The organism is Streptomyces sp. NPDC107546 (assembly GCF_055639175.1).
This window is the reverse complement of the sequence record NZ_JBVKBA010000011.1, coordinates 27882-53805: the sequence shown is the minus strand read 5'-3', so window position 1 is coordinate 53805 and position 25924 is coordinate 27882. Positions and strand designations below refer to the sequence as shown.

Annotated in this window: 13 protein-coding genes and 1 pseudogene; 6 read left to right on the top strand and 8 right to left on the bottom strand. The window is 70.1% G+C overall.

Translation table 11 applies throughout. From position 1 onward, the window contains the following. The first annotated feature begins 243 nt into the window (after nt 1–243). Both ACZ7L1_RS18080 and ACZ7L1_RS18075 read left to right on the top strand, forming a co-directional pair. Nucleotides 244–1977 (top strand): ABC transporter ATP-binding protein, encoded by a 1734-nt coding sequence (locus ACZ7L1_RS18080; RefSeq protein WP_471438232.1) that lies wholly within the window; start codon nt 244–246, stop codon nt 1975–1977. Then, entirely contained in the window at nt 1977–3905 is a 1929-nt protein-coding gene (locus ACZ7L1_RS18075) for an ABC transporter ATP-binding protein (RefSeq protein WP_471438231.1), read from the top strand. Before ACZ7L1_RS18080 ends, ACZ7L1_RS18075 begins: the two co-directional genes overlap by 1 nt. Before the next feature lie 38 nt (nt 3906–3943). Here ACZ7L1_RS18075 and ACZ7L1_RS18070 read toward each other — a convergent pair. The 5 genes and pseudogenes from ACZ7L1_RS18070 to ACZ7L1_RS18050 all read right to left on the bottom strand — a co-directional run bounded on the left by ACZ7L1_RS18070 (nt 3944) and on the right by ACZ7L1_RS18050 (nt 11102). Beyond that, a pseudogene (locus ACZ7L1_RS18070) lies at nt 3944–5202 on the bottom strand (RNA polymerase sigma factor). Nucleotides 5203–5315: 113 nt separating this feature from the next. Then, the gene (gene dnaG / locus ACZ7L1_RS18065; RefSeq protein ID WP_471438229.1) at nt 5316–7220 is read right to left on the bottom strand and encodes a DNA primase; all 1905 of its coding nucleotides are present in this window, start codon (nt 7218–7220) and stop codon (nt 5316–5318) included. 161 nt (nt 7221–7381) lie between these two features. Continuing rightward, nucleotides 7382–8647 carry an NAD(P)/FAD-dependent oxidoreductase gene (locus tag ACZ7L1_RS18060; protein WP_471438228.1) on the bottom strand — a complete coding sequence of 422 codons (1266 nt, stop codon included), beginning with the start codon at nt 8645–8647 and terminating at the stop codon, nt 7382–7384. A gap of 153 nt (nt 8648–8800) precedes the next feature. Continuing rightward, a complete protein-coding gene (locus ACZ7L1_RS18055; protein WP_471438226.1) occupies nt 8801–10126 on the bottom strand; it encodes a deoxyguanosinetriphosphate triphosphohydrolase in 1326 nt (441 codons plus the stop codon). A 73-nt stretch (nt 10127–10199) separates the two neighbouring features. Then, complete coding sequence (locus ACZ7L1_RS18050; RefSeq protein WP_471438224.1) at nt 10200–11102, bottom strand: sirohydrochlorin chelatase; 903 nt, start codon at nt 11100–11102, stop codon at nt 10200–10202. Between the two features lie 149 nt (nt 11103–11251). On the opposite strand from ACZ7L1_RS18050, the gene ACZ7L1_RS18045 reads away from it, so the two are divergent. Together ACZ7L1_RS18045 and ACZ7L1_RS18040 are read left to right on the top strand one after the other, a co-directional pair. Beyond that, on the top strand, nt 11252–12016 hold the full coding sequence (locus ACZ7L1_RS18045; protein WP_471438222.1) for a SanA/YdcF family protein: 765 nt from the start codon (nt 11252–11254) through the stop codon (nt 12014–12016). Nucleotides 12017–12040: 24 nt separating this feature from the next. Beyond that, nucleotides 12041–14242, top strand: a complete 2202-nt coding sequence (locus tag ACZ7L1_RS18040; protein ID WP_471438221.1) for a molybdopterin oxidoreductase family protein — start codon at nt 12041–12043, stop codon at nt 14240–14242. On the opposite strand, the gene ACZ7L1_RS18035 is transcribed toward ACZ7L1_RS18040, so the two are convergent. Continuing rightward, nucleotides 14190–15131, bottom strand: coding sequence for an intradiol ring-cleavage dioxygenase (locus ACZ7L1_RS18035; protein ID WP_471438219.1), 942 nt, complete (start codon nt 15129–15131; stop codon nt 14190–14192). The two genes, ACZ7L1_RS18040 and ACZ7L1_RS18035, sit on opposite strands and share 53 nt — an antisense overlap. Nucleotides 15132–15355: 224 nt before the next feature. Between ACZ7L1_RS18035 and ACZ7L1_RS18030 the strand changes: the two genes are divergently transcribed. Both ACZ7L1_RS18030 and ACZ7L1_RS18025 read left to right on the top strand, forming a co-directional pair. After that, on the top strand, nt 15356–16285 hold the full coding sequence (locus ACZ7L1_RS18030; protein WP_471438218.1) for an RpnC/YadD family protein: 930 nt from the start codon (nt 15356–15358) through the stop codon (nt 16283–16285). 454 nt (nt 16286–16739) lie between these two features. Continuing rightward, nucleotides 16740–17390, top strand: coding sequence for a hypothetical protein (locus ACZ7L1_RS18025; protein WP_471438216.1), 651 nt, complete (start codon nt 16740–16742; stop codon nt 17388–17390). A gap of 70 nt (nt 17391–17460) precedes the next feature. Here ACZ7L1_RS18025 and ACZ7L1_RS18020 read toward each other — a convergent pair whose 3' ends face one another. Both ACZ7L1_RS18020 and ACZ7L1_RS18015 read right to left on the bottom strand, forming a co-directional pair. Next, entirely contained in the window at nt 17461–18177 is a 717-nt protein-coding gene (locus tag ACZ7L1_RS18020; protein WP_471438215.1) for a hypothetical protein, read from the bottom strand. Further along, a complete protein-coding gene (locus tag ACZ7L1_RS18015) occupies nt 18177–25907 on the bottom strand; it encodes a ricin-type beta-trefoil lectin domain protein (protein WP_471438526.1) in 7731 nt (2576 codons plus the stop codon). The genes ACZ7L1_RS18020 and ACZ7L1_RS18015 overlap by 1 nt, the downstream gene beginning before the upstream one ends. Nucleotides 25908–25924: the final 17 nt, after the last annotated feature.

The following is a 25924-nucleotide window of genomic DNA, read 5'->3' as shown; positions in this document are numbered from 1 at the left end:
GCTGATCGATGCGGCCGTAGCGGCGGACATGTCGCCCATCTCACACGGCGTCACCCGCACGGCGGCCGCCCGACGGTGACGCACGTCACCACCCTTCAGGACTACGCCCGAAGGCCGAGTCCGCTCGGTCTTGTGACCGCTGTCGGCTTAATCGGTTGAGGTAACACGGGTGGAGTGTTCGACGATAGGGCGTGGTGCACCACCGACCGCCTCCCTTTCGTCGACCACTCCGAGAGACCACGCGTGCTCATACGACTTCTGAGGACCCATCTGGGTCCGTACAAGAAACCGATCGCCCTGCTGGTGCTGCTGCAGTTCCTGCAGACCTGCGCCACGCTCTACCTGCCCACCCTGAACGCGCACATCATCGACAACGGTGTCGTGAAGGGGGACACGAACTACATCCTGACCTTCGGCGGCCTCATGATCGGGGTCTCGATGGGCCAGGTCGTGTGCAACATGGGCGCCGTCTACTTCGGAGCCCGGACCGCGTCGGCCGTCGGCCGGGACATGAGGGCAGCCGTCTTCGACCGGGTGCAGTCGTTCTCCTCCCGGGAGGTGGCTCACTTCGGCGCGCCGTCGCTGATCACCCGCACCACGAACGACGTGCAGCAGGTGCAGATGCTCGCCCTGATGACGTTCACCCTGATGGTGTCGGCGCCGATCATGTGCGTGGGCGGCATCGTCCTGGCGCTCGGTCTGGACGTGCCGCTGTCCGGTGTCCTGGTCGCCGTGGTGCCGGTGCTCGGCATCTCCGTGACGCTGATCGTGCGACGGCTGCGGCCGCTGTTCCGCAGCATGCAGGTCCGCCTCGACACGGTGAACCGGGTGCTGCGCGAGCAGATCTCCGGCAACCGGGTCATCCGCGCCTTCGTCCGCGACGACTACGAGAAGGAGCGCTTCAAGGGCTCGAACACCGAGCTCACCGACGTGGCCCTCGCCACCGGCCGCACGCTGGCACTGATGTTCCCCATCGTGATGACCGTGGTGAACCTCTCCTCGATCGCCGTCGTCTGGTTCGGCGCGCACCGCATCGACAGCGGCGGTATGCAGATCGGCGACCTGACGGCGTTCCTCGCCTACCTCATGCAGATCGTCATGTCCGTGATGATGGCCACCTTCATGTTCATGATGGTGCCGCGCGCGGAGGTCTGCGCCGAGCGCATCCAGGACGTCCTCGGCACCTCCTCCAGCGTCGTACCGCCCACCGCGCCCGTCACCGAACTGCGCCGGCACGGCCATCTGGAGGTCCGGGGTGCCGGGTTCCGCTATCCGGGTGCCGAGGAGCCGGTGCTCAAGGCCATCGACCTGGTGGCGCGGCCCGGCGAGATCACGGCCGTCATCGGGTCCACCGGGAGCGGCAAGTCCACCCTGCTCGGGCTGATCCCCCGCCTGTTCGACGCCACCGAGGGCGAGGTCCTCGTGGACGGCGTGGACGTACGGGAGATCGACCCGAAGCTGCTGGCCAGGACGGTCGGGCTGGTCCCGCAGAAGCCGTACCTGTTCGCGGGCACGGTCGCCACGAACCTGCGCTACGGCAATCCGGACGCCACCGACGAGGAGCTGTGGCACGCGCTGGAGGTGGCACAGGCCATGGACTTCGTCTCCAAGCTGGAGAACGGGCTTGACTCCCCCATCGCGCAGGGCGGCACCAACGTCTCCGGTGGCCAGCGGCAGCGCCTCGCGATCGCCCGCACCCTGGTGCAGCGCCCGGAGATCTACCTCTTCGACGACTCCTTCTCCGCGCTCGACTACGCCACCGACGCCGCCCTGCGGGCGGCGCTCGCCCGGGAGACCGCCGAGGCGACCGTCGTCATCGTCGCCCAGCGGGTGGCGACCATCCGGGACGCCGACCGGATCGTCGTCCTGGACGAGGGCCGTGTCGTCGGCACCGGCCGCCATCACGAGCTGATGGCGGGCAACGAGACCTACCGGGAGATCGTGCTCTCCCAGCTCACGGAAGCGGAGGCTGCCTGATGGCCGGGCCCATGCGGGGGATGATGGGCGGGGGCGGCCCCGACCAGCGCTCGATGGATTTCAAGGGGTCCGGGAAACGACTCCTCGCCCAGTTCGCACCCGAACGCCCCACCATGATCATGATGCTGCTCTGCGGTGTTCTGAGCGTCGGGTTGTCCGTGGTCGGACCGAAGATCCTGGGCAAGGCGACGGACCTCGTCTTCGCCGGGATCATCGGTCGTCAGATGCCGGCCGGCCTGAGCAAGGAGCAGGTCCTCGACTCCATGCGGAAGCGGGGCCGGGGCGGCATCGCCGACATGCTCTCCGGCACGGACTTCACCCCGGGCAAGGGCATCGACTTCGATGCCGTGGGGAACGTCCTGCTGCTCGCGCTGTGCACGTTCCTGGTGGCCGGTCTGCTGATGGCGGTGTCGACGAGGCTCTCCAACCGGGCCATCAACAGGACGATCTACCGCATCCGCGAGGATGTGCAGGCGAAGCTGTCGCGGCTTCCGCTGTCGTACTTCGACCGGCGGCAGCGCGGTGAGGTGCTCAGCCGCGCGACCAACGACATCGACAACATCCAGCAGACGCTGTCGCAGTCGATGGGCCAGCTCATCAACTCGCTGCTGACGATCGTCGGCGTGCTGGCGGTGATGTTCTGGGTGTCGTGGCTGCTGGCGCTGGTCGCCCTGGTGACCGTGCCGCTGTCGTTCTTCGTCGCCACCCGCGTCGGCAAGCGGTCGCAGCCGCACTTCGTGCAGCAGTGGCGCACCACCGGCAAGCTGAACGCCCATATCGAGGAGATGTACACCGGGCACACGCTGGTGAAGGTGTTCGGGCGGCAGGAGGAGTCGGCCGAGCAGTTCGCGGAGCAGAACGAGGCGCTGTACGAGGCGGGGTTCCGGGCGCAGTTCAACAGCGGTGTGATGCAGCCGCTGATGATGTTCGTGTCCAACCTGAACTATGTGCTGGTCGCGGTGGTCGGCGGTCTCCGGGTCGCGTCGGGCGCGCTGTCGATCGGTGATGTGCAGGCCTTCATCCAGTACTCGCGGCAGTTCTCGATGCCGCTCACGCAGGTCGCGTCGATGGCGAACCTGGTGCAGTCGGGTGTCGCCTCGGCGGAGCGGATCTTCGAGCTGCTGGACGCGGAGGAGCAGGGGGCCGACCCCGAGCGCGGGCTGCGCCCGGAGGAGCTGCGCGGGCGGGTCGCGCTGGAGAACGTCTCGTTCCGCTACGACCCGGAGAAGCCGCTCATCGAGAACCTGTCGCTGAAGGTGGAGCCGGGCCAGACGGTCGCGATCGTCGGCCCGACGGGAGCGGGCAAGACCACGCTCGTCAACCTGCTGATGCGCTTCTACGACGTCACCGGCGGGCGGATCACGCTCGACGGGGTCGACATCGCGAAGATGTCCCGGGACGAACTGCGGTCCTCGATCGGGATGGTGCTGCAGGACACCTGGCTGTTCGGCGGCACCATCGCGGAGAACATCGCCTACGGCGCCTCTCGGGAGGTCACGCGCGGCGAGATCGAGGCGGCGGCGCGAGCGGCCCACGCGGACCGGTTCATCCGTACGCTGCCGGACGGCTACGACACCGTGATCGACGACGAGGGGACGGGGGTCAGCGCGGGTGAGAAGCAGCTCATCACGATCGCGCGGGCGTTCCTGTCGGACCCGGTGATCCTGGTGCTGGACGAGGCGACGAGTTCCGTGGACACGCGGACCGAGGTGCTGATCCAGAAGGCGATGGCGAAGCTGGCGCACGGACGGACGTCGTTCGTGATCGCGCACCGGCTGTCGACGATCCGGGACGCCGACACGATCCTCGTGATGGAGAACGGCTCCATCGTCGAACAGGGCTCGCACACAAAGCTGTTGGCGGCGGACGGGGCGTACGCACGGCTGTACAAGGCGCAGTTCGCGCAGGCTGTCGCCGAGGTCGACTGACCTCAGCCTCCTGGGGGCCGCCCGCACGGGCGGCCCCTTCAGTCCAGGTAGCCCCTGAGCTGGTCCGCGAAGGCGTGGTCCCGCAGCTTGTTCAGCGTCTTGGACTCGATCTGGCGGATGCGTTCGCGGGTGACGCCGAAGATGCGGCCTATCTCCTCCAGGGTGCGGGGGCGGCCGTCGACGAGTCCGTACCGCAGTTGCACGACCTTGCGCTCCCTCTCCCCCAGCGTGGACAGGACCGCTTCCAGGTGCTCCCTGAGCAGCAGGAACGCCGCGGACTCCACCGGGCTGGTGGCGTCGCCGTCCTCGATGAGGTCACCGAGGGCCACGTCGTCCTCCTCGCCCACGGGCGCGTGCAGGGAGACGGGCTCCTGGGCGAGCCGCAGCACCTCGCTGACCCGCTCGCTGGGCAGCTCCAGATGCGCGGCGACCTCCTCCGGGGTCGGCTCGTAGCCGCGTTCCTGGAGCATGCGGCGCTGGACGCGGATGACCCGGTTGATCAGCTCGACGACGTGGACCGGGACACGGATGGTGCGGGCCTGGTCGGCGAGGGCACGGGACATGGCCTGACGGATCCACCAGGTCGCGTATGTGGAGAACTTGTAGCCGCGGGCGTAGTCGAACTTCTCGACGGCCCTGATCAGACCGAGGTTTCCCTCCTGGACGAGGTCCAGCATGGTCAGCCCGCGGCCGACGTACCGCTTGGCGACGGAGACGACGAGACGCAGATTGGCCTCGATCAGCCGCCGCTTGGCCATGCGCCCCATGACGACGAGCCGGTCCAGGTCGAGTGCGAGCCGGGTGTCGAGGTCGGGGGTGTTGAGGAGCTTCTCCTCGGCGAACAGGCCGGCCTCGACGCGGCGGGCGAGTTCGACCTCCTCTGCGGCCGTCAGCAGCGGGATGCGGCCGATCTCGCGCAGATACTGGCGGAACAGGTCGGAGGAGGGGCCACCGGTGTCGACACGGTCGCGCAGGGCTTCTACGGGTTCAGCGGCTTCGACGGGTTCAGCGGCCTCGAGCGGCTCCTCGAGCTCGGACGGGCCCGGTGGCTCGGCCTCCGTCTCGGGGTGGGGCGCGAGCCGGTTCTGCGGCGGAACCGCCAGGGGGAGGTCGGCCTCCGTGTCCGGCTCGTCGTCCAGGATGTCCGGTTGGGTGAGGGTCTGGGTCTGCACGGGGGGCGACCTCCAGGAATGTCGCTGCTTCAGGCGTGCGGCAGCGGTACGTCGGTGAGCGGAACCGCGGGGGTGTCGGACCCGCCGTCGTGGGCGGCCCGGCCGCGCTCCGAGGACTCAGGCACCGGAACCCAGTGTGGAGTACGACACATCACCGCCACGAGGGTTGTGCGCCCACTTTTTGAGTCCGGTCCGTGACCGGGTGGTTACGCTGCCGCACGGGTGTGCGGTACGCCGCCTACAGTGCGGCCGCCCCCCGCTCCCGCAGCGCCTGGTCGTACTGCTGCAGTACCCACAGCTCGTTCTGGACTGCCGCCAGTTGGGCCGGGTCGCCGTGTGTGCCCAGGCGGGTCAGGGTGGACTGGATGTCGCGGATCCGGCGTTCGACCGCGCGGCGGCGGACCGTGACGAGGACCGTGCCCGCGTACACCTCGTCCACCGTCCTGCGCATGATCGCCTCGACGGCCAGTTCCGTGACCATCGCGCGCACCGTGTCGTCGGGCGCCGCCTCGCGGACCCGGACCAGGTACTCCTGCGGGTCCTGCGCGCCCCACTCCGCGCCCCCCGCCTCCATGATCGCCTGCCGTACGGCCGCGTACGGCGCCGCCGTGAACTCGTCGACCCCGTAGGCGTCGAACGCGGGCGACACCAACTCCGGCCGCTGGAGGGAGAGTTTCAGCAGCTCGCGCTCGGTCGCGTAGACCGGGTTGCGCAGGGTGAGCGCCGGGCCGGAGACGGCCGGGCGGTGCGCCGCCTCGTAGCGCTGCGCCGGGCGCGGTCCCGTCGGAGCAGGGCCCCTGCCGCCCCGGTCGCGCGCCCAACGGGCCAGCTGCGCCACCCGCTTGACGACGAACTGCGTGTCCATGATGCCGAGCATGCCCGCGAGCTGGACCGCCACCTCGTGCTGCGCGCCGCTGTTCTTGATGCGGGCCACGACCGGCGCAGCTTCGTCCAGTGCGGCCGCCCGTCCCGCCGGGGTCTCCAGGTCGTAGCGGCCGACGATCTGGCGCAGCGCGAACTCGAAGAGGGGCGTACGCGGCTCCGCCAGGTCCGCGACCGCCTCGTCGCCCTTGGCGAGCCGCAGGTCGCAGGGGTCCATGCCGTCCGGCGCGATCGCGATGTACGTCTCGGCGGCGAACTTCTGGTCGTCCTCGAAGGCACGCAGGGCCGCCTTCTGGCCGGCCGCGTCGCCGTCGAAGGTGAAGATGACACGCGCGCTGCCGTTGTCCATCAGCAGCCGCCGCAGGATCTTGATGTGCTCGCTGCCGAAGGCCGTGCCGCAGGTCGCGATGGCCGTGGTGACGCCCGCCAGGTGGCAGGCCATGACGTCCGTGTAGCCCTCGACGACCACGGCCCGGCTGGTCTTCGCGATCTCCTTCTTGGCCAGGTCGATGCCGTACAGGACCTGGGACTTCCGGTAGAGCGGTGTTTCCGGGGTGTTCAGGTACTTCGGTCCGGTGTCCGCCTCGTAGAGCTTGCGGGCGCCGAAACCGACCACGTCGCCGCCGATGTCCCGGATCGGCCACATCAGCCGGCCGCGGAAGCGGTCGATGGGGCCCCGGCGGCCCTCCTGGGACAGGCCGGAGAGGACCAGTTCCTTGTCGCTGAAGCCCTTGCCGCGCAGGTAGCGGGTGAGGTGGTCCCAGCCCTGCGGGCTGTAGCCGACGCCGAAGTGCACGGCGGCGGCCTGGTCGAAGCCGCGCTCGGCCAGGAACTTCCGCCCCGCCTCGGCCTCCGGGCTCGCGTCGAGCTGCTCGGCGTACCACTGGGCGGCCAGCTGGTGGGCCTCCACCAGGCGGATGCGTTCGCCGCGCTGGTGGGTGGGGTTGTACCCGCCCTCCTCGTAGCGCAGCGTGATGCCCGCCCGGGCGGCCAGGCGCTCCACCGCCTCCGAGAACGAGAGGTGGTCGACCTTCATCACGAACGTGATGGTGTCGCCGCCCTCCTGGCAGCCGAAGCAGTGGAACAGCCCCTTGCTTGGGCTGACCTGGAAGGACGGCGACTTCTCGTCATGGAAGGGGCACAGCCCCTTCAGGTTTCCCCCGCTGGCGTTGCGCAGCTGGAGGTACTCGGACACGACGGCGTCGATCGGTACGGCGTCCCGTACCGCTTTCACGTCCTCGTCGTTGATCCGTCCTGCCACGCGTGAATTCTACGGGGCAGAACTGACACGCCGGGGCAGGCGAGCCTGCCCCCGGCCGGGGTCCGGCCCGCCGCGCAGCGGCTGTCGGATGCAGCGACTCCCGGGAATCGCAGCACGGGGTGATGTGACAGGGGCGGCGACGGCGGACGGCGTCCGTCGTCTCAGGGGGCCAGGCTCTCCAGGGGAACCCCCGGGTCCGACAACGCCTCCGGGTCCACCACCGTCCGCTCCCGGATCAGCTTCTGGATGTGATCCGTGACATCCCACACATTCACGTTCATCCCGGCCAGCACCCTGCCCTCCTTCAGCCAGAAGGCGATGAAGTGCCGCTTGCCGGCGTCGCCCCGGATGACCACTTCGTCGTACGTCCCGGGCGGCGCCCACCCCGAGTACTCCATCCCCACGTCGTACTGGTCGGAGAAGAAGTACGGCACCCGGTCGTACGCCACTTCGCGCCCGAGCATCGCGCGGGCGGCGGCCGGACCGCCGTTCAGGGCGTTCGCCCAGTGCTCGACGCGCAGCCGGGTGCCGAAGAGGGGGTGGTGGAAGGACGCCACGTCACCGGCCGCGTAGATGTCGGGGTCGGACGTGCGCAGCGCGGCGTCCACCGCGATACCGCCCCCGTGTGCGGGGTCGGCCAGCTCCAGCCCGGCCGCCTCCGCGAGAGCGACCCTGGGGGCCGCGCCGATCGCGGCGAGCACGTCGTGCGCGGGGTGCTCCTCGCCGTCGTCGGTGCGGGCGGCCAGCACCATGCCGTCCTGGCCGATGATCTCGGTGAGCCGCACCCCGAAGTGGAAGCGGACCCCGTGGTCGCGGTGCAGCTCCGCGAACAGCTCGCCCAGCTCCGGGCCGAGGACGTGGTGCAGCGGGGTCGGCGCGGACTGGATGACGGTGACCTCCGCGCCGTACTCGCGGGCCGCCGCCGCGACCTCCAGGCCGATCCAGCCGGCGCCCGCGATCACGATGTGGCCGTTGTCCCGGCCGAGGGCCGTGAGGACGCCCTTGAGGCGTTCGGCGTGGGCGAGCCGGCGCAGGTGATGGACGCCCGCGAGGTCGGTGCCGGGGATGTCCAGGCGGCGGGGCTCGGCGCCGGTCACCAGGAGCAGCTTGTCGTAGTGGACGAGCGTGCCGTCGTCGCCGAAGCGGACCGTCTTCGCGGCGCGGTCGATGGCGTCGACGCTCTGGCCGAGGTGCAGCTCGATGTCGTTGCGCGCGTACCAGGAGGGCTCGTGGACGAAGACGCTGTCGCGCTCCTCCTTGCCGAGCAGGTAGCCCTTGGAGAGGGGAGGGCGTTCGTAGGGGTGGTCGCGCTCGTCGCAGATCAGTATCACGCGGCCGCTGAAGCCCTCCGCTCGGAGCGTCTCGGCCGCCTTGGCTCCGGCGAGACCTCCTCCGACGATGACGAATGTCTGATCCGCGTCGACCACTTGATGCCTCCTCGTAAGGATGTCGCCACATGCGAGCCTCCCGCACGGGAGCGGGCTGCGGGAAGAGGGAGTGCCCCGATCAAGCCACGGAAGGGCACGACCGGCCGTCACGTGCCGCCGTCATGTACGGGTCACGTGAGGGCCGTGTGCGGGTCATGCGCGCCCCGTCAGGCGCGCGTGCAGGTGGCCGGCCGAGGCGTCCGTGAGCGAGGCGATCTGGTCGACGATCACCCGCTTGCGGGCGCGGTCGTCGGCGGCCTCTTCGAACAGCGCCCGGAACTGCGGGTCCAGTCCGTCGGGCGCGCGGGCGGTGAGCGCCTCGGCCAGTTCGGCGACGACGACGCGCTGGTCGGCGCGGATCCGCTCCTGCTCGGCGCGCTGCATCACGTACAGGTCGGCGACCGCCTTGAGGACCGCGCACTCCATGCGGGTGCTGCGGGGTACGACCAGCTCGGCGGCGTATCTGGTCAGGCGCCCCCTGCCGTACGCCGCCCGGGTGGCCCCCTCCGCCGCCAGGCAGAAGCGGCCGATGAGCTGGCTGGTGGCGTCCTTGAGGCGGCCCTGGGCGATGGCGGAGCCGTCGTATTCGCGTGGCCACCACTGCTGGGCGAGGAGCCGGTCGAGGGCTTCGGCCAGTTCCTCGGGGTCGGTGTCCGCGGGCACGTACCGGCCGAGGGCGACGGCGAAGACCGCCTGCCGCTCCGGTTCGGCGTGCAGGCTGCCGGGGTCGACGTATCCGGCGTGCAGGCCGTCCTCGAAGTCGTGCACGGAGTAGGCCACGTCGTCGGACCAGTCCATGACCTGGGCCTCGAAGCAGGTGCGGTGGCCGGGGGCGCCCTTGCGGAACCAGTCGAACACGGGGCGGTCGTCCTCGTAGACGCCGAACTTCGCGGAGGCCGGGTCGGTGGGGTGGGCGCCGCGCGGCCAGGGGTACTTGGTGGCGGCGTCGAGGACGGCGCGGGTGAGGTTGAGGCCGACGCTGACGACTTCGCCGGTGCAGACGCTGCGGACGAACCGCTTGGGCTCGATGCGGGCGAGCAGGCGCAGGGACTGGGCGTTTCCCTCGAAGCCGCCGCAGTCGTGAGCGAACTCGTTCAGCGCCTGTTCGCCGTTGTGCCCGAAGGGCGGGTGGCCGAGGTCGTGGGAGAGGCAGGCGGCCTCCACGAGGTCGGGGTCGCAGCCGAGGGCGGCGCCGAGCTCGCGGCCGACCTGGGCGCATTCCAGCGAGTGGGTGAGCCGGGTGCGGGGGCTGGCGTCCCAGGCCTCGCTCCTCGTGCCGGGGGTGACGACCTGGGTCTTGCCCGCCAGACGGCGCAGCGCGGCCGAGTGCAGCACGCGGGCGCGGTCGCGCTGGAAGGCGGTGCGGCCGGGGCGTTTGTCGGGCTCGACGGCCCAGCGCTCGGTGTCCGAGGCGTCGTACGCCGAACCGTTCTCGCAGCGTGTGGGGGTCTCGTGGGCCTTCGGTGCGATCCCGTCCATGACCTGACAGTAATCGCAGCCACGGACAATCGGGATGTCGTCGTCCGTTTCTCACCGGAGCGTCCGGCGTGCTTCAGGCCGATGCCAGCGCGGGTTCCGTGGCCGCCTCTGGGGTCGCGAGGGCCTGGTCGTAGCGGTGCAGGACCAGGCGGGCCATGGCCGCGTGGTCGCCGAGAGGGGCCGCCGCGATCCACGGGGCGGCCTCGGCGCACTCCGTGTGGAAGCGGCCGGGGGCGGTGAAGTACGAGGCGACGGCGACCCGGTGGCGGCCGCGGGCGGCCAGCGCGCGGACCGCCTGGGGCACGGTGGGCGCGGCGGCGGAGGCGTAGGCGGGCACGACGGGGACACCGAGGCGTTCGGCGAGGAGCTGGGCGGTGCGGCGGGTGTCGAGGGCGGATTCCGGGTCGCGGGAGCCGGCGGCGGCCAGCACCACCGCGCCGGCACGGCGCCGGGCGTCGCTCATGCCGGCCGGCCAGCCGGCCTCGACCAGCCGGGCGTACAGGGTCTCGACGAGGAGCGGGTGCGGGCCGAGCGGGGCCGCCACGCGCGTGTGGGCGCGCGCCGCTGCCGCCGCCTCGGGGATGTCCTGCTTGATGTGGTAGCCGCGGCTGAGCAGCAGCGGTACGAGGACGGCGTGAGCGTCGCCGAGGGAGGCGAGGGTGTCGGGCAGCAGCGGCTCGTTCAGCTCGATGTGCCCGAGGCGCACCGGCAGGTGCGGGCGCAGCTCGCGGACCCGTTCCATGAGGGTCCTCACGGTCGCCAGGGCGCGCGGGTCGCGGCTGCCGTGCGCCACGAGGACGAGCGCGGGCGGGGCGGGACGCCGGCTGCCGTCGAGCGAGACGAGGCTGAGCTGACTGCCGAGCTGGCTGGTGATCCGGTTCATGAGCTGCGCCGTACTGTCGAGGTGGGCGCCACGGGGCGGCCGGCCGCCGGGGCGCAGGGGGGACTCTTCGGGTGGAAGGTTCGGCGCCGTCATGCACCGATCCTGGCGGCAGCAGGTTGCCGCGCCGTTGCGCGGCCGTGACCGGGTTGTTTTCCGGCGCTTCACGGCGCGGACGCGGAGGGTGTGAGGGCGGTCGCGAGCGGTGCGCGAACCGGATGGCCGTTCGCCGCGTCCCTCCTTGCATGCCGGGCATGAAGATCCGCAGACCGAGGCTGCCGCGCACGCGCGCCGGACAGCGCAGGGCCGTTCAGGTCCTGGCCGCGCTGTGCGTACTGGCGTTGCTGCCGGCCACCTGGTTGTACCTGACCACGGCCGACCGGTTGCGCACCACCGCGGACGTGCCGCGCACCGAGGTCGCCGTCGTCTTCGGCGCGGGCCTGTGGGGCGGCGAGCCGTCGCCGTACCTCGCCCATCGCCTGGACGCGGCGGCGGCCCTGTACCGGGCGGGCCGGATCAAGGTCGTCCTGGTCACCGGGGACAACAGCCGCGAGGACTACGACGAGCCGGACGCGATGCGCGCGTACCTGGCGCGGCACGGCGTACCGCGCGAACGGGTCGTGACCGACTACGCCGGCTTCGACACCTGGGACTCCTGCGTCCGGGCCAAGAAGATCTTCGGTGTCGACCGGGCCGTCCTGGTCAGCCAGGGCTTCCACATCCGCCGCGCGGTCGCCCTGTGCCGGGCGGCGGGCGTGACGTCGTACGGCGTCGGGGTGGACGACAAGCACGACGCGACCTGGTACTACGGCGGCACCCGGGAGGTCTTCGCGGCGGGCAAGGCGGCCCTGGACGCGCTGTTCCACCCGGACCCGACGTTCCTCGGGCCGAAGGAGCAGGGCGTCACGAAGGCGCTGGCGGGGGCACGGGGCTGCGGACCTCACGGCGCCCCGGGGCCGGCGGGGAGGTCCTGGTCCCTGCCGTGTAACGGGCGGCGTCCCGGTGTGTAACACGCCCGACGCACGCTGAGCGGCATGCAGACCACCTCGACGCCCACCCACTGCCCGTACTGCGCCCTGCAGTGCGGGATGAACCTGAACGCCACGCCCGAAGGGGGCGTCGAGGTGGCCGAGCGTGCCGACTTCCCGGTGAACCGGGGCGCGCTGTGCGGCAAGGGCCGTACGGCGCCCGAGGTGCTGTCGTCACGGGTGCGGCTGACGTCGCCGCTGGTGCGGTCCGGGGGCGAGCTCAGGCCTGCCACCTGGGAGGAGGCGCTGGACCGTATCGCCGGCGCCCTCTCGCGCGCGCGGGCGGAACACGGGCCGGACGCGCTCGGCGTGTTCGGCGGGGGCGGGCTGACGAACGAGAAGGCGTACACGCTCGGGAAGTTCGCCCGGGTGGTGCTCGGCACCTCGCAGATCGACTACAACGGGCGGTTCTGCATGTCGTCCGCGGCGGCCGCGGGGACGAAGGCGTTCGGGCTCGACCGGGGGCTGCCGTTCCCGCTGGAGGACATCCCGAAGACGGGCTGCGTGATCCTCGTCGGCTCCAACCTCGCCGAGACGATGCCGCCGGCACTGCGGTACCTGACGGAGCTCAAGGAGAACGGCGGCACGCTGATCGTCGTCGACCCGCGGCGGACGCGGACGGCCGAGCACGCGGATCTGCACCTGGCGCCGCGCCCGGGCACGGACCTCGCGCTGGCGCTCGGCCTGCTGCACCTGGTGGTCGCCGAGGGGCGCACGGACGAGGCGTACATCCGGGAGCGCACCAGCGGCTGGGAGGAGGCGCGGGCGGCGGCGATGGCGCACTGGCCGGAGTACGTGGAGCGGATCACGGGGGTGTCCGTTCCGCAACTCCGGGAGGCCGTACGGCTGTTCTGCGCGCCGGAGAACGCGATGGTGCTGACCGCGCGCGGGCCCGAGCAGCAGTCCAAGGGTACGGACACGGTGAGTGCGTGGATCAACCTGTGCCTGGCCACCGGGCGCGCGGGCCGCCCCCTGTCCGGCTACGGGTGTCTGACCGGGCAGGGCAACGGGCAGGGCGGCCGGGAACATGGCCAGAAGGCCGACCAGCTGCCCGGCTACCGCAAGCTGACCGACCCGGCGGCGCGCCGGCACGTGGCGGAGGTGTGGGGCGTGGACCCGGACTCCCTGCCGGGCCCGGGCCGCAGCGCCTACGAACTCCTCGACGCCCTCGGCACGGACATCCGCACACTGCTGCTCATGGGCTCCAACCCGGTGGTGTCGGCCCCGCGCGCCGCGCACATCGAGGACCGGCTGCGCTCGCTGGACTTCCTCGCCGTCTGCGACGTGGTGCTGTCCGAGACGGCGGAACTGGCGGACGTGGTGCTGCCGGTCACGCAGTGGGCGGAGGAGACGGGCACGACGACCAACCTGGAGGGCCGGGTCCTGCTGCGCCGCCGCGCGCTGACCCCGCCGCCCGGGGTGCGCAGCGACCTGGAGGTCATGCACGAACTCGCCGCCCGCCTGGGCGTGGAGAAGGGTTTCCCCACGGACCCGGAGGAGGTCTTCGAGGAACTGCGCCGAGCCAGCGCGGGCGGTCCGGCGGACTACTCCGGGATCACCTACCGCAGGCTGGCGGAGGAGAACGGGGTGTTCTGGCCGTGCCCGGCACCGGCCGACAGCGCAATGAACCACTCGGAGGAGGGCGAGGACGCCTCGCTGGACGTGCTCCCCGACGACCCGGCGGACCACGACGTCCCGACGCCCCCCTCCGGCGAACGGGCGCCCGGCGTCCACCCCGGAACCCCCCGTCTCTTCCTCGACCGGTTCGCCACCGAGGACGGACGGGCCCGGTTCGCCGCCGTGTCCTACCGGGCGGTCGCCGAGGAACCCGACGACGCGTACCCGGTGCTGCTGACCACCGGCCGCGTGGTGGCGCAGTACCAATCGGGGGCGCAGACGCGGCGTGTCGCGGAGCTGAACGCCGCCGCGCCCGGGCCGTTCGTGGAGATGCACCCGCGGCTGGCGGAGCGGCTCGGCGCGGCGGAGGGGGACGCGGTCGCGGTGGTGTCGCGGCGGGGACGGGCCGTCGCGCCCGCGCGGATCAGCCGTGCCATCCGGCCCGACACCGTCTTCATGCCGTTCCACTGGCCGGGCGAGGGCCGCGCCAACACGCTGACCAACCCGGCCCTCGACCCCACCTCCCGCATGCCCGAGTTCAAGGTGTGCGCGGTACGGCTGGAGCGCTTGGGCCAGGGCTCGGTGGAGTGAGGTCGGAGGTGGGCGGACGGGACGCGCTCGCCGCGCTGTCCGGCGGTGGCGAGCTGTCGGCCGAAGCGCTGCTCGGCAGGGGGGAGGTGGGCGAGCCGCCCGCTGCGGTGTCCTCCCGGGTCGGGTCGATGCCGACGGTCAGCGTCGCGACGAGGCCCGTCTCGGCGTCCCCGGTGACCGTCATCAGCCCGTCCCTGGCACCACCCCCGCGGTAGACCGGGTCGTGCACGAGCCGGGTACGGGTGCCGGTGTGCTGGGTGTACGGGGCCTTCGCGTACACCGCGTCGGCGTCGCTGTCGGGGAGGAAGAGCTGCCCGGTCCAGTTGACCCTGCCGCCCTTGTAGGTGCCGGCGGTCTTCTTGCCGCCGGTGTGCACCTTGACGTGGAGGTGCGGGGCGCGCCCCGTGTACCAGCCGGGGAAGATCGTCGTGAACTCGACGACGCCGTCGGCGCCGGTGGTCTGGAAGCCGCGCAGGTACGTCGTGGGGGCGGTGCCGCTGAAGTGGCTCTCGGCGGGTGCCGTGCCGCCCGGTTGCAGGCCGGGGAAGCCGGAGTGGTAGCCCCAGGCGTCGCACTGCCAGATCTCGACGGCCGCGTCCTTCAGGAGGGCGCAGGCGTGGGGCTGGTCGCGCACGGTGAGCCGTACGGTGAGCGGGACCCCTTGCTTGCCCTCCGTGATGTCCCTGCGGAAGGGCGCGTCGGCCAGGTGGTACGGCCCTTGTGTGACGCTCGGGTTGAGCACGCACAGCTCCGCGTCGGGTGCCTTGTGGGCATCCGGCGCGTGCCGGTGGGAGGACGAGCAGGCGCCGGTCCCAAGCCCCAGGACGGCACCCGCGGCGGCACCGCCCAGCATGAGCGCACGCCGCCGGGTGAGGTCGCTATCGGTCATGGCCGGGACCCTAGGTGGCGCGGCGCGACGGTGCGCGGGGGCGCACGGGGTGGTAGCCCACACGGGCGACGCACGCATGCATCTGAGGACGGCCGGAGAAGCTTGCGGGGCAAGGCGGTGTGGTGAACTGATCACAGTCGCCTGATCGTTTTTCCGTTACTCGAAAGAGTGAACGCCTCTCCGTCGCCCGGCAGCCGTGCCTGCGCTTCGCCAAGGCTGTGCGCATGGTCACCGCCACCCATGAGACCTCCCACCGGATCTTCCAGGACCATCCGGAGGTCCTCGCTCCCGTCTTCGAGGCGTTGGGGCTGCCGCCGCCCGTGAAGGCGGACATCGAACCGATCACCCCCGACGCGACGGAGATCAAACCGTTGGAGCGCCGTGTGGACACGGTGCTGAAGGTCGAGCCGTCCGACGGCGAGGGCTTTCTGCTCGCCATCGAGGCCCAGACCAGACGGTCTCCCGACAAGGGGACCAACTGGGCCTATTACGTGAGCTACCTGTACGCCAAGTTCGAGCTGCCGGTGCTGCTGGTCGCCGTCTGTCGCAACCGCTCCACCGCGACGTGGGCGGCCGGGCCGTTCGAGTGCCGCGTCGGCCCCTGGAAGACCCAGGTCACCCGTCCCTTCGTCCTCGGACCGGACACGGTCGCGCGGATCACCGACGAGTCGGAGGTGGCGCGGCAGCCGGCGCTGGCGACGCTCAGTGTCATCGTGCACAGCGAAAGCGAGGACATCGCGCCCATACTGGAACTGCTGGCGCGCGGAATGCGGTCGTTCGACAAAGCAACGGCCAAGTACTGGTCGGAACTGGTGGAAATCGGCCTGGAGGACACTCCGGCCCGTGAGACGTGGAGGGAGCTGGAGAAGATGGTCGTCACTTACTTCCCGGGCAGGGGCACGGTCTTCGAGGAGGCCTACCTGGACGGTGAGGCGAAGGGCGAGGCGAAGGGCGAGGCCAAGGGCAAGGCCCAGGGCGTTCTGCGCGTCCTGGAAGTGCGTGGGCTCCCGGTCTCCGACGCCGTACGCGAGCGCATCACCGCCTGCACCGACCTTGCCCGCCTCGACGACTGGCTCGACCGTGCCGGCACGGTCGAACGGGCGGAGGATCTGTTCGACGAGGACCCGGAGGCTCCCGAGCCCAGCTCCCGTTGACCGACTCGGAGCCGTTATCGAGGAGTTGGTCGTCTTCCATGCCGTACGCCACGCCGAGGGCCCGGCCACACTGCGCCGTGCCCTGGTCGGCAGAGCGTCTCAGAGACACCTCGCACGTGAACGGCCTCGGGTCCGGAGATGTCCGGGCTCGAGGCCGCTCGTTTGCTCAGGACTTACGCGGCCAGGGCTCAAGCCCCGGGCGCGAGTACCGGCAGATCAACGGGCGATTCGCGCAGATCGCCGGTTCCAGCGCTTCTTCGCAGGTGGAGCCCGGCTCCCACATCCAGCCCATGCCTGTGGCGATCACTCGTCCCCCGGTCTCGACGAAGACGCTGAGCAGCTGAGCCATTCCCTGAGGGGGAAGTACGCGCCGCCGACGACTTGCTCGATTTCGGCGGCCATACCGCGCTGGCCAGGGTTCGGTACCAGTACACCCGGCACTAAGCTCTCGGCCATGCCGACCCTGATGACATATGCCGGCCAGGTCGACGATCGGGCCCCGGGAGCACGCACCGGCGGGATTCCCCTGGTACCCGACGCCTTCGAGTGGCCTCGCTGCGCCACATGTTCCGGACCGATGATGTTCATCGCGCAGCTGCCGATCGATACCCTCGGGGCCCAAGGCTCCGCGTCAGCCGCGGATACGCCGCAGTACCTCCTGTCCGTCTTCATGTGTCAGAACGATCCAGGGCTGTGTGAGGAATGGGATCCACTCACCGGCGGCAACCGGGCGCTTGTCTTGCCCTTCTCCGGTCTCACGGCCGCCGCGGTTCCGACGGAGGGCGAGACTCTGTCTCGCGAGACCTGTGGCATTGACCGCACGGCGATGGACGACGGGGCTTCTTATGATGCCGCGCGACGTCGTTGGGCTGAGGCTCATGGACGCCCCGAGCAGGATGTCCTCGGCCAGTTGGCCGGGACTCCGTCGTGGCTGCAGGCCGACGAGACTCCCGCGTGTCCTTCATGTGGCCGCGCGATGGGTTTTGTGGCTCAGCTGGAAGAAGGACACGACCATCGGACATCGCTGAACTTCGGCGGAGGGGGCCGAGGGTACGCCTTCGCCTGCACGCCCTGTGGGGAAGGCTCCTTCCTCTGGCAATGCTGATCGTGTTCAGCACCCGTGCAGCAGACAGCCGGAGGCCTCTTCGACGAGGTCTCCGGCTGTCGTATGGGAGCTACGGGTGGCTGTCGTCCGGATCACCGGCCGACGGGTAGCACCGGCAGACCCGTGGTCCGTCCGGCCCATCGGCGGCACAGCGGATGCGCTCCACGACCGAGGGGTCGAATCGCAACTGCGCTCCGTCCGACACCCTTGCGATCGCGTTCGCGATACCACCCCAGTACCTCATGGCAGCGGCCGATTCGGTGAGGACCATGTTGTCGGCGTCGTAATTCCCGCCGAACACGAAGGGGATCCTCGGAATCAGCCTGTGGCCGACCGGAATTGCTCCGTGCCGGCTCTGCCATTCATGAGCCACTGGGTAGCCGGTCAGATACGCGTAATCGTCGAGCACGCGCTCCGTCCAGTCCGGCAGCGACGAGGCCAACTCCGTGAGCTTGGCCGTTTCCGGGTTGAACGAGTAGATGCCCGTACCGTCCGTTCCGAACTGGCCTCCGAAAACGTCCTCGGCGAAGAAGACGAGATTCGGCTGGAGCGCCCCGTAGGCATCAAGCCACCGGTTCCTGTCGTTCCAGGAACCGATCGAGTACCCGCTCCGCATGCGCTCGGCCGAGGCGAACACATGCAGAGCGGACTCGAAGGCGTAGAAGCCGTTGCGCTCACTGAGCATCTGCAGCAGGTCGCTGCCGATGGACCCGAGGCCCGACATGTCCTCCGCTCTGGGCTCGTCGCCCGAGAGGGCCGGGCTCGCGATGTCCAGCAAGCGATCCACTACGGATTCCCCAGGATGTAGTCGAGACTGACGATGCGAATCAATACCCTTCCGCCGTCGGGAATGTCAACCAACTGGTTCTTCATTGACGAGCCGGCGCCTCTGTTGTCACCTGCGCCGATGTGCTTGACGTGGGCACCCTGGCCTTCCTTGAACATCGCCGGCGGGAACTCGTCCCGGTCCTGTCCTGGTCGGGTGGGAATTCCCCGGAGGTTGTCCGCACGCCGGTCGTCGGCGCCGGGTCGGTCCAGGGTGACCATCATGCCGTCGCCGCCCTCTTCAGCAGCGTGAATGGCACTGTCCGGGTGCTGGATGGCGTCGATCTCCCAGACGGCCGGGCGAGGACTCGCGCAGGAACATGCGGCACCGGAGGCGTCGAATCCCCCAGCGCAGTTGTGCACGAGGACCGCCGACGCACCCGCCAGCACGTAGTACGTGTGGACATCGCCGACCGAGAGGTTGTGGACGGTCGCCCCACGGCTCGTCCACCGCTCCACCGCGGTGATCTGGACCTGCTTGCCCGCACTGGTCCGCAGCCACTCGCCGGACTTCAGGTCCGTGGCCTTGATCCAGGCGTGCAGCTCCGGTACCCAGAAGGGATGGCCGTCGGTCGCGGTGACCTGGGCCGTCTTCGTGCCCTTCTTGCCGTCGACGTCGATCGTGACCTTGACGAGGTGCTTCAGGCCGTGGCCCAGGATCGCGGCCGTGACCGTCTCGATCCGGGTCTCGCCCGTCTTCGGGTCGGTCGCGACGACCTTGTCACCGGCCTTGACCTGCTCGATCGGCTTCGTGGTGCCGTCGGCCATGAGGACCTTGGTGCCGGGCACGAAGCTGTTGTTGATCGGGCAGGAGCCACCGCCGCCCTCGGCCTTGCCGGAGCCGCCGCTGCCGCTGGTTCCTCCCTTGCTCTTGGAGGAGCCGCCGGCCTTGCCTCCCGGATGGGAGTCGCCGCCGCCTCCGTGGGAGTGCGAGGACACCTTCGGGGCTGCCTCGGCCGCGGCGTGCTTCTGGCGTGGGTTGCCGGTTTTCTTGGCGAGGTCGAGGGCCTTGTCGGCGGTGCGTCTTGCTTCCTCCGCCGCCTTCTTCCTCGCCCGTTGCGCCGCGAGCTTCTTCGCTCGCTCGATCGCCAGCTTCTTCGCCCGTAGCGCTGCCCTCTCGGCCGCCTTCGCCGCCTTCAGGACCAGCTCCGCCGCCTTCTTGGCCACGCGGAAGGACTCGACCGCCTTGATGGTGCGCTTGACGGCCTTCATCACCGCCGGGATCTTGCCGAGCTTCCCCCACGGGATGGCGTCGATCACGATGCCCATGCAGGACCACATGTCACCGCCGAAGCAGGCGATGGCGTCGTTGATGCCGATGAAGTCCTTCAGCGTCTCCCACGCCACGGCGAGGATCACCGAGGTGAGGGACTTGCCCTGCATCGCCTGCGCCTGCGCGACCTGCGCCGCCGACAGACCCGCGCCCGCGAGGGCCGCGGCCCGCTCGGAAGCGGTCAGGGCGATGGACTCGCCCGTCGGGTCCGCGTACGTCACCGGGTTGTTGTGCGAGTAGGCGTACCCGTTGGACTGCAGGACGTCGTTCAGGTCCAGCAGCGGGTCGGCGGACAGGAAGCGGCCCACCACGGGGTCGTACAACCGCGCTCCCAGCCCGACGAAGCCCGAGGCGTTGTCGTCGGTGGCGCCGAGGAACCCGGTGTGCGCCTGCCGGTTGGTGCCGGTCGTGTCGGCGCCGCGCTGGTTGCCGAACGGGTCCTGCTTGCGGATGCGGACCGACATCCCGCCGTCGAGGGCGACCTCGGCGTACGGGCTGCCCTGGTGGTCGCCGGTGATGGCGACCAGCTTCTCGCTGGCGGTGCCGTAGGCGTACCGCATCACCGCGCCGCCGGGGGCGTCGTAGGTGCGCTGGGTGTTGACCAGGACGCCGCCCTTCTGGACGGTGACCTCCGCCTCGCCCAGGGACAGCGTGGCCTGCTTGCCCTTGATCGTCAGCAGCTGCTCGCCGCCGGGGCCGTAGATGTAACGGGTGTCGTTCTGCGGCGCCCACAGCTGCTCGGCCTTGGTGCCGTCACAGGTGGCGAGCACGATGGGGGTCGAGTTCGCCGAGTTGGCGCCCTGGACCGCCAGGCACAGACCCGAGGCCACGTGGGTCAGCTGGCCGGACGCGTTCCGCTTGAGCTCCTGGCCGGCCGAGCCGTCGCACTTCTGCAGCTGGACGGCCGACCCGGCGGTGTTGCCGGCGGGCTGGACGCACCACTTGTCGTAGACGTTCAGCGTGCCCTGGTCGGGGTTGGTCCCGCCCGGGGTGGGGCTGAAGCGCCAGTTCTGGGCGATGGAGCCGTTGCACTGGTACAGCTGGATCGCCGTACCGGCCACGGCCAGGCCGCCCTTGAGGTCGAGGCACTTGTCGGCGAGGCCCACGTACGGGGTCTTGCCGCCGCTGCCCGCGCCGGTGATGCGGTCGATCTTGCCGTCGTAGGTCCAGCTCAGCGACTGCTTGTCACCGTTCTGGAGCGAGGTGATCGTCTTGGTGTCGCCGGTGAGCTCGTACAGACGCTCCGCCTCGGCCTTGACCTGCGCGCCGGCCGGCGTGGTGTAGGTCTTGGACACCTTGGTCAGCGTGTGCGGCTGGGTGCCGTCGGCCTTGCCGTAGGCGTAGGTGGTCGTGGCGTCCTTGGCGGTGGTGCCGGTGAGGTCCTTCTCGGTCAGCTTGGTGCGGTTGCCGAGCAGGTCGTACTCGTACTCCTGCCAGTAGCCGGAGTTGTCCTTGCCGGCGGCGACGTTCAGCGTGCCGTCGGTGTTCTTGGTGCTCGCGCAGGCGGTGTCGGGCTTGGAGGTGAGGTCCTTCGCCGTCCACGCCGTCTTCAGCTCACCCAGCGGGTTGTACGCGAAGCACTGCCGCTCCTCGATACCGGTCGCCGACTCCGAGATGGAGGTGACGTTGCCGGCCGGGTCGTAGGTGTACGACCGCTTCGAGACGAGGTTGCCGGGGAGCAGGGAGGTGTCGCCGCCGTTGGTGGCGCCCTTCTCCCGGTAGACCTGCTGGTCCTTCAGCTCACCGCTGGACTCGTCATACGTGTTCTGCGTCCACACCCGGTAGGGCTGGGCGCCGAGCGTGGAGCGCAGCACCTGGCCGTAGGGGTCGTAGACGGTCTCGGAGCCGTACCAGTCCTTGCCGGAGATGGAGAGCGGCTTGCCGTCCTGGTTGTAGCGGACGACCAGCTTCTCGGAGGCGAGCTTGCCGATCTTCGGCAGGGTCGACTCCTCGAGCATGCCGTTGTCGCTGTACTTGTAGGAGTACGAGTACGACTTGTCCAGGCCCCAGGCGGTGGCCAGGGTGTCCGGCAGGGTCAGCGTGGTCGAGGTCGGCTGGTAGTCCTTGTTGTAGCCGTCGACCTGCTGGGTGTAGGCGTCACCGTCGGTGTAGCGGGTGGCGGTGTAGGGCATGCCCTTGCCGCCGGGCGCCAGGTCGTAGGTGAACTGGCTGAGCAGGGTGCCGCTCGCGTCGTTCAGGCGCTGCTCGGTCGGCCGCGACAGCTGGTCGTAGCCGTTCCAGACGGTGATGTTGCGTGCGTTCGTCGTGGTGAGAACGCGGTCGTGGTTGTCGTAGGTGGTCCGCGTCGTGCCCGTGTCCGGGTCGGTCGCGGTCTGCGTCCGGCCACGGTGGTCGTACGTCCATGTCCACGGGTGCGTGGAGTCGGCCGAGTTGGTCGCCTTCACGAGCATGCCGCGCGCGTCGTACTCGTACTTCATCGACGTGAAGCCGCCGGGCGCGTCCGGGTTGAAGGTGTCGACCCGGGAGGTGCGGCCGAGGGCGTCGGTGTAGACGCGGTAGTCGGAGGCGCCGGTCGGGTTGTCGACCTTCGACCAGTCCAGGCCGTACTGGTACTTGGTGGCCCGCTCCGGGACTTCCTGCGAGCTGACCGTGCCGGTCTGCGGGTCCGCGACCTTGAGGACCGGGGTCTCCTGCAGCACGCGGCCGGAGCCGTCGTAGGTGTAACGCGTGATGTTGGGGACCTGCGTGTCGGCGTCCGGGGTGAACAGCTCGCCCGGCGTGGCCTGGTAGGTCAGGTAGGCGTTGTTGGTCTGCCAGACCTCACCGGAGCTGTTGTACAGCGTGTCGGTGATCAGCCAGCCGCCGCCGTCCGCCTGCTCCTGCTGCTGCCGCTCCCGCCCGAGGCCGTCGTAGAGGGTGACGGAGGTCTCGATGCGGTCATTGTAGCCGCGGGTGTAGGTGGTGACGTAGGAGGGCTTGCGGTCCTCGTTCTCCTTGTACTCCGGCACCGTGTAGACGGCGCGGAAGTCCGGCACGGCCGTGTCGGACGGGGCGCGGTCCGCGGCCCAGGCCTTCTCGAGGCGGCCCAGCGGGTCGAACTCGGCCTGGGAGACGTGGTTGTTGGCGTCGGTCGTCTTCGTGGTGGTGCCCCGGCCCGGCTCGATCTCCCGGGTCTCGGAGTGGCCGACCGCGTTGGTCTCGGTCACCTTGAAGACCTGGCCGGTGGACGGCTCGTAGGTGATCAGACCCGAGGTCTTGTGGTCCTGGTCCGTGGTGCGGGTGACGCGGCCGACGGCGTCGAACTCGGTGGTGCCGTCGGACTGCCAGCCGGTGCCGTCACCGTTGATGGACCAGGTCTCGGACGCCTCGCCCTTGGTGGTGTCGTCGAGCGCGGCGCCGTAGGCCTGGCCGTCGTAGGCGGTGCGCAGACCGCTGCTGAGCGTGGCGAGGTTGCTGAAGTCCGCCGCCGCACAGGTGGTCGGGGAGACCAGGACCTGCCGGGTCAGACCGATCAGGTTCTTGGCGGTGTTGTGGACGTACTCCGACTTGGTGCACGACTCGTCGCCGCTGCGGCCGGTGTCGCCGAGGGACTCCACCAGCACGGGCAGACCGTAGGTCGACTCGTAGGTGGTGTGCGTCTTGACGATCCGCTCGGGCCGGTTGTCGTCGGTGTTCGTGGTGGAGGACTTGGTGTACGCGATCTCGTCCGGCTCGGTCACGCGCCAGGCGCGCAGCGGGTCCAGGCCGTCGTCACGGTCGCGGTGGGCCAGCTCGGTGGCCTCCGGGACGGTGACGGAGCGGGAGACCCACGCCGTGTCGGGGTCGTCGGCGTTGTCGTAGTCGAGTTCCTCGGCGATCCGGCCCGCGAACGGCTCGCGGTCCTTGGCGATCTCGTTGCCCTCGATGTCCTTCACCGACACGGTGTCGCCCATGCCGCGGAAGTAACGGGTGACGGCCTTGGACCGCTTGGAGCCGATCGACGCGTCGTCGGCACCGGTGATCACCGTGGTCTGCTCGAACCCCGCGAACTGCGAGTACGTGCGCGTGGACTTCTTGGTGAACTCGGCGTCGGCGAGCTTCCAGCCCGCGTTCTTGTACTGGTAGGCCGTCTTGGTCGCGAACGCTCCGTCGACGTTGGGGAGTTCCTCGATGGAGTCCACGACGTACTTGTGGAACCAGTCGATGTCCTCGACCTCGGGGTCGGGGTTCCAGAACGCCGGGTAGCACAGGCGCGTGTTGGACTTCAGCGCCGCGGTGTCGCTCTTGCCGGGCAGGTTGGTGCCGGTCGCGCAGTCACCCTCGGGCTTCTTGTAGGTGACGACGGTCTCGCCGCCGTACTCGTTGATGACGCGCGCGACACGCAGCCGGGAGAAGCCGGGGCGCGGGTCATTGGGGCGCATCACCCGGTTGGGCATGTCCTCGGCGTTGGACTCGAAGCGCACCGCGTTCATGGTGACGCTGCGGTCCGTGGTGCCGTTGCGGCCGAAGCCGGTGCGCTGGATCGACTCCAGCCACAGCGCGGTGTTCGGGCCGGTCTTCAGGACGGGGAAGCTGTGCTTGAGGTTGTACTGGTCCACCACCTGGCGTGCGGTGGTGTCGGTACGGCGCTGTGCGGAGGTCTGGATCTGCACCAGACGCTTGCGGCTCCAGAAGGAGGGGCCGGCGTTCCAGCACTTGCGTGTGTAGGTGGAGGTGACCTGCTTGCAGTTCAGGTCGGCCGGGGTGTCGTACCAGATGCGGTACTTGCCCGGGTCCTTGTCCTCGAAGTTGGTGTCCGAGCAGGTCAGCGTGCCTTCGGGCAGGCAGCGCTCGTCCACCTTGAAGGTCACGCGGGCCGGGGCCGTCGCGGAGAACAGGGTGTCCTTGCGCTGGCCGTAGTCGATGTGGTCGAGCCAGCCGTCCCGGTCGTAGACGACCGGCGCCTTGAAGTCGAAGTTGCGGGCGTAGTAGTTCTGCGCCTTCTTCCACCACAGGGACATGGCGTTGCCGTGGATGTCCTCGACATAGTCGAGGTTCCACCGCCAGCCCTGGGTGCACGCGGAGTGGACCCAGTCGCCGGCCTTGTAGCAGTCCTCGCCCTCGTGGTTGCCGTACACCGGCACGGTCAGCACCGAGTCGGTGGTCGACTGGCCGTCGGACCAGCCGGGCAGCTTGTTCAGGCCGAAGTAGTAGCGGGTGCCGTCCCGGGTGGTGACGACCCAGTACTCGCCGTTGCGGGCGCCGTTGCCGTTGCCGGAGTCGGTGAGCCGCTCGATCTTCGAGCCGTCACCGTTGGCGGTGAACCACTTGCCCTGGTCCTTGTCCCAGACCAGCTCGGTGGTCATGCCGCCCAGCGACAGCGTCGCGTTCATCGAACCCCAGCACAGGTCCGCGGTGCGGTGCGTGGCGTTGTTCGAGCCGGACTTCTTGGAGTCCTGACGGCAGTTGACGTAGGTCCGGGTGATCGAGCCCGGGTTGTAGTCCCAGCCGTCACCGATCCAGGAGGCCTGGTTGTTGGTGGCGGAGGTACGGCCGTCGACCGACTGCGAGGAGTAGCCCAGCGAGATCTTCGGCATCAGGCCGCCGGCGGTCTGCGGCACCTGCACGTCGTAGGAGTACGTGAACGCACCGGAGGAGGATCCGGCCGCCCAGGAGCCGGACGACAGCAGCGGGGTGGCCGTGAAGTCGCCGGAGGGGGAGGAGCCGGTGTCCATCGCGCCGATGACCTGCGGACCGGAGGCGTCCACCGCCGGCAGGACTTCACCGGTGTGGTAGGCCGCCGTTCGGGCGCCGGACTTGGCGGTGCCCGCGTCACCACCGAGCAGGTTCCTCACCGGCACGGAACCGGTGAGGATCTTGCGCTGCGAGGCCTTCTTCGCGGACTTGGTCCGGGTGGGCGCCTTGTCGGCGGGGACCACCTTGACGGTGCTGCGCAGCCGCTCGGGCTGCTTGTCCTTCTTGCCCGACATGGTGGTCACACCGCTGTCGGTGGCGCAGTCACCGGTGTCGGGCGCGTCCATGACGCAGTTGGGCAGCAGGACCAGGCCGAAGCGGTCGGCGGCCTGCGGGCCGTACAGGTCCTCGAAGCCGGTGGTGTCGACGTCGATCGTGACCTGCGCGGTCGGGTCGGCGTCGGCCGGCGGCGTGACCTTCATGATCATGCCGGAGACGTTCGCGTCCTGCGACGCGGTCGGAGCGGCCAGCTTGACCTGCCAGTCTCCGTCGATCGCCGTCGGATCGGTGCCCGCGGGCACACCGATCGCGACCGGCAGGTTCCCGACGGCGACCGTGGTGCCGGGCTGAGCGTCCGGCGTCAGACTGGCGACACCCTGATCCTCCGCCCAGGGCGTGACGGCGGTCGGCGCGTACGGGTCGACGGGCACCTCGGGCGCGGTGGTGAGGTTCTTCTCGGCTTCCTGGTCCTGCGGAACCGCCGTGGGCTTCGGCAGGTCGGGGAGCTTGACCTCCTCCCGGGCCATGCCGGGGCCGGGTATCG

Coding starts and splice junctions, on each gene's coding strand:
- ACZ7L1_RS18075 (WP_471438231.1), top strand. CDS start 1,977: ATGGCCGGGCCCATGCGGGGGATGATGGGCGGGGGCGGCCCCGACCAG.
- ACZ7L1_RS18055 (WP_471438226.1), bottom strand. CDS start 10,126: ATGGACGGGATCGCACCGAAGGCCCACGAGACCCCCACACGCTGCGAG.
- ACZ7L1_RS18050 (WP_471438224.1), bottom strand. CDS start 11,102: ATGACGGCGCCGAACCTTCCACCCGAAGAGTCCCCCCTGCGCCCCGGC.
- ACZ7L1_RS18045 (WP_471438222.1), top strand. CDS start 11,252: ATGCCGGGCATGAAGATCCGCAGACCGAGGCTGCCGCGCACGCGCGCC.
- ACZ7L1_RS18040 (WP_471438221.1), top strand. CDS start 12,041: ATGCAGACCACCTCGACGCCCACCCACTGCCCGTACTGCGCCCTGCAG.
- ACZ7L1_RS18035 (WP_471438219.1), bottom strand. CDS start 15,131: ATGACCGATAGCGACCTCACCCGGCGGCGTGCGCTCATGCTGGGCGGT.
- ACZ7L1_RS18030 (WP_471438218.1), top strand. CDS start 15,356: ATGGTCACCGCCACCCATGAGACCTCCCACCGGATCTTCCAGGACCAT.
- ACZ7L1_RS18025 (WP_471438216.1), top strand. CDS start 16,740: ATGCCGACCCTGATGACATATGCCGGCCAGGTCGACGATCGGGCCCCG.
- ACZ7L1_RS18015 (WP_471438526.1), bottom strand. CDS start 25,907: ATGGCCCGGGAGGAGGTCAAGCTCCCCGACCTGCCGAAGCCCACGGCG.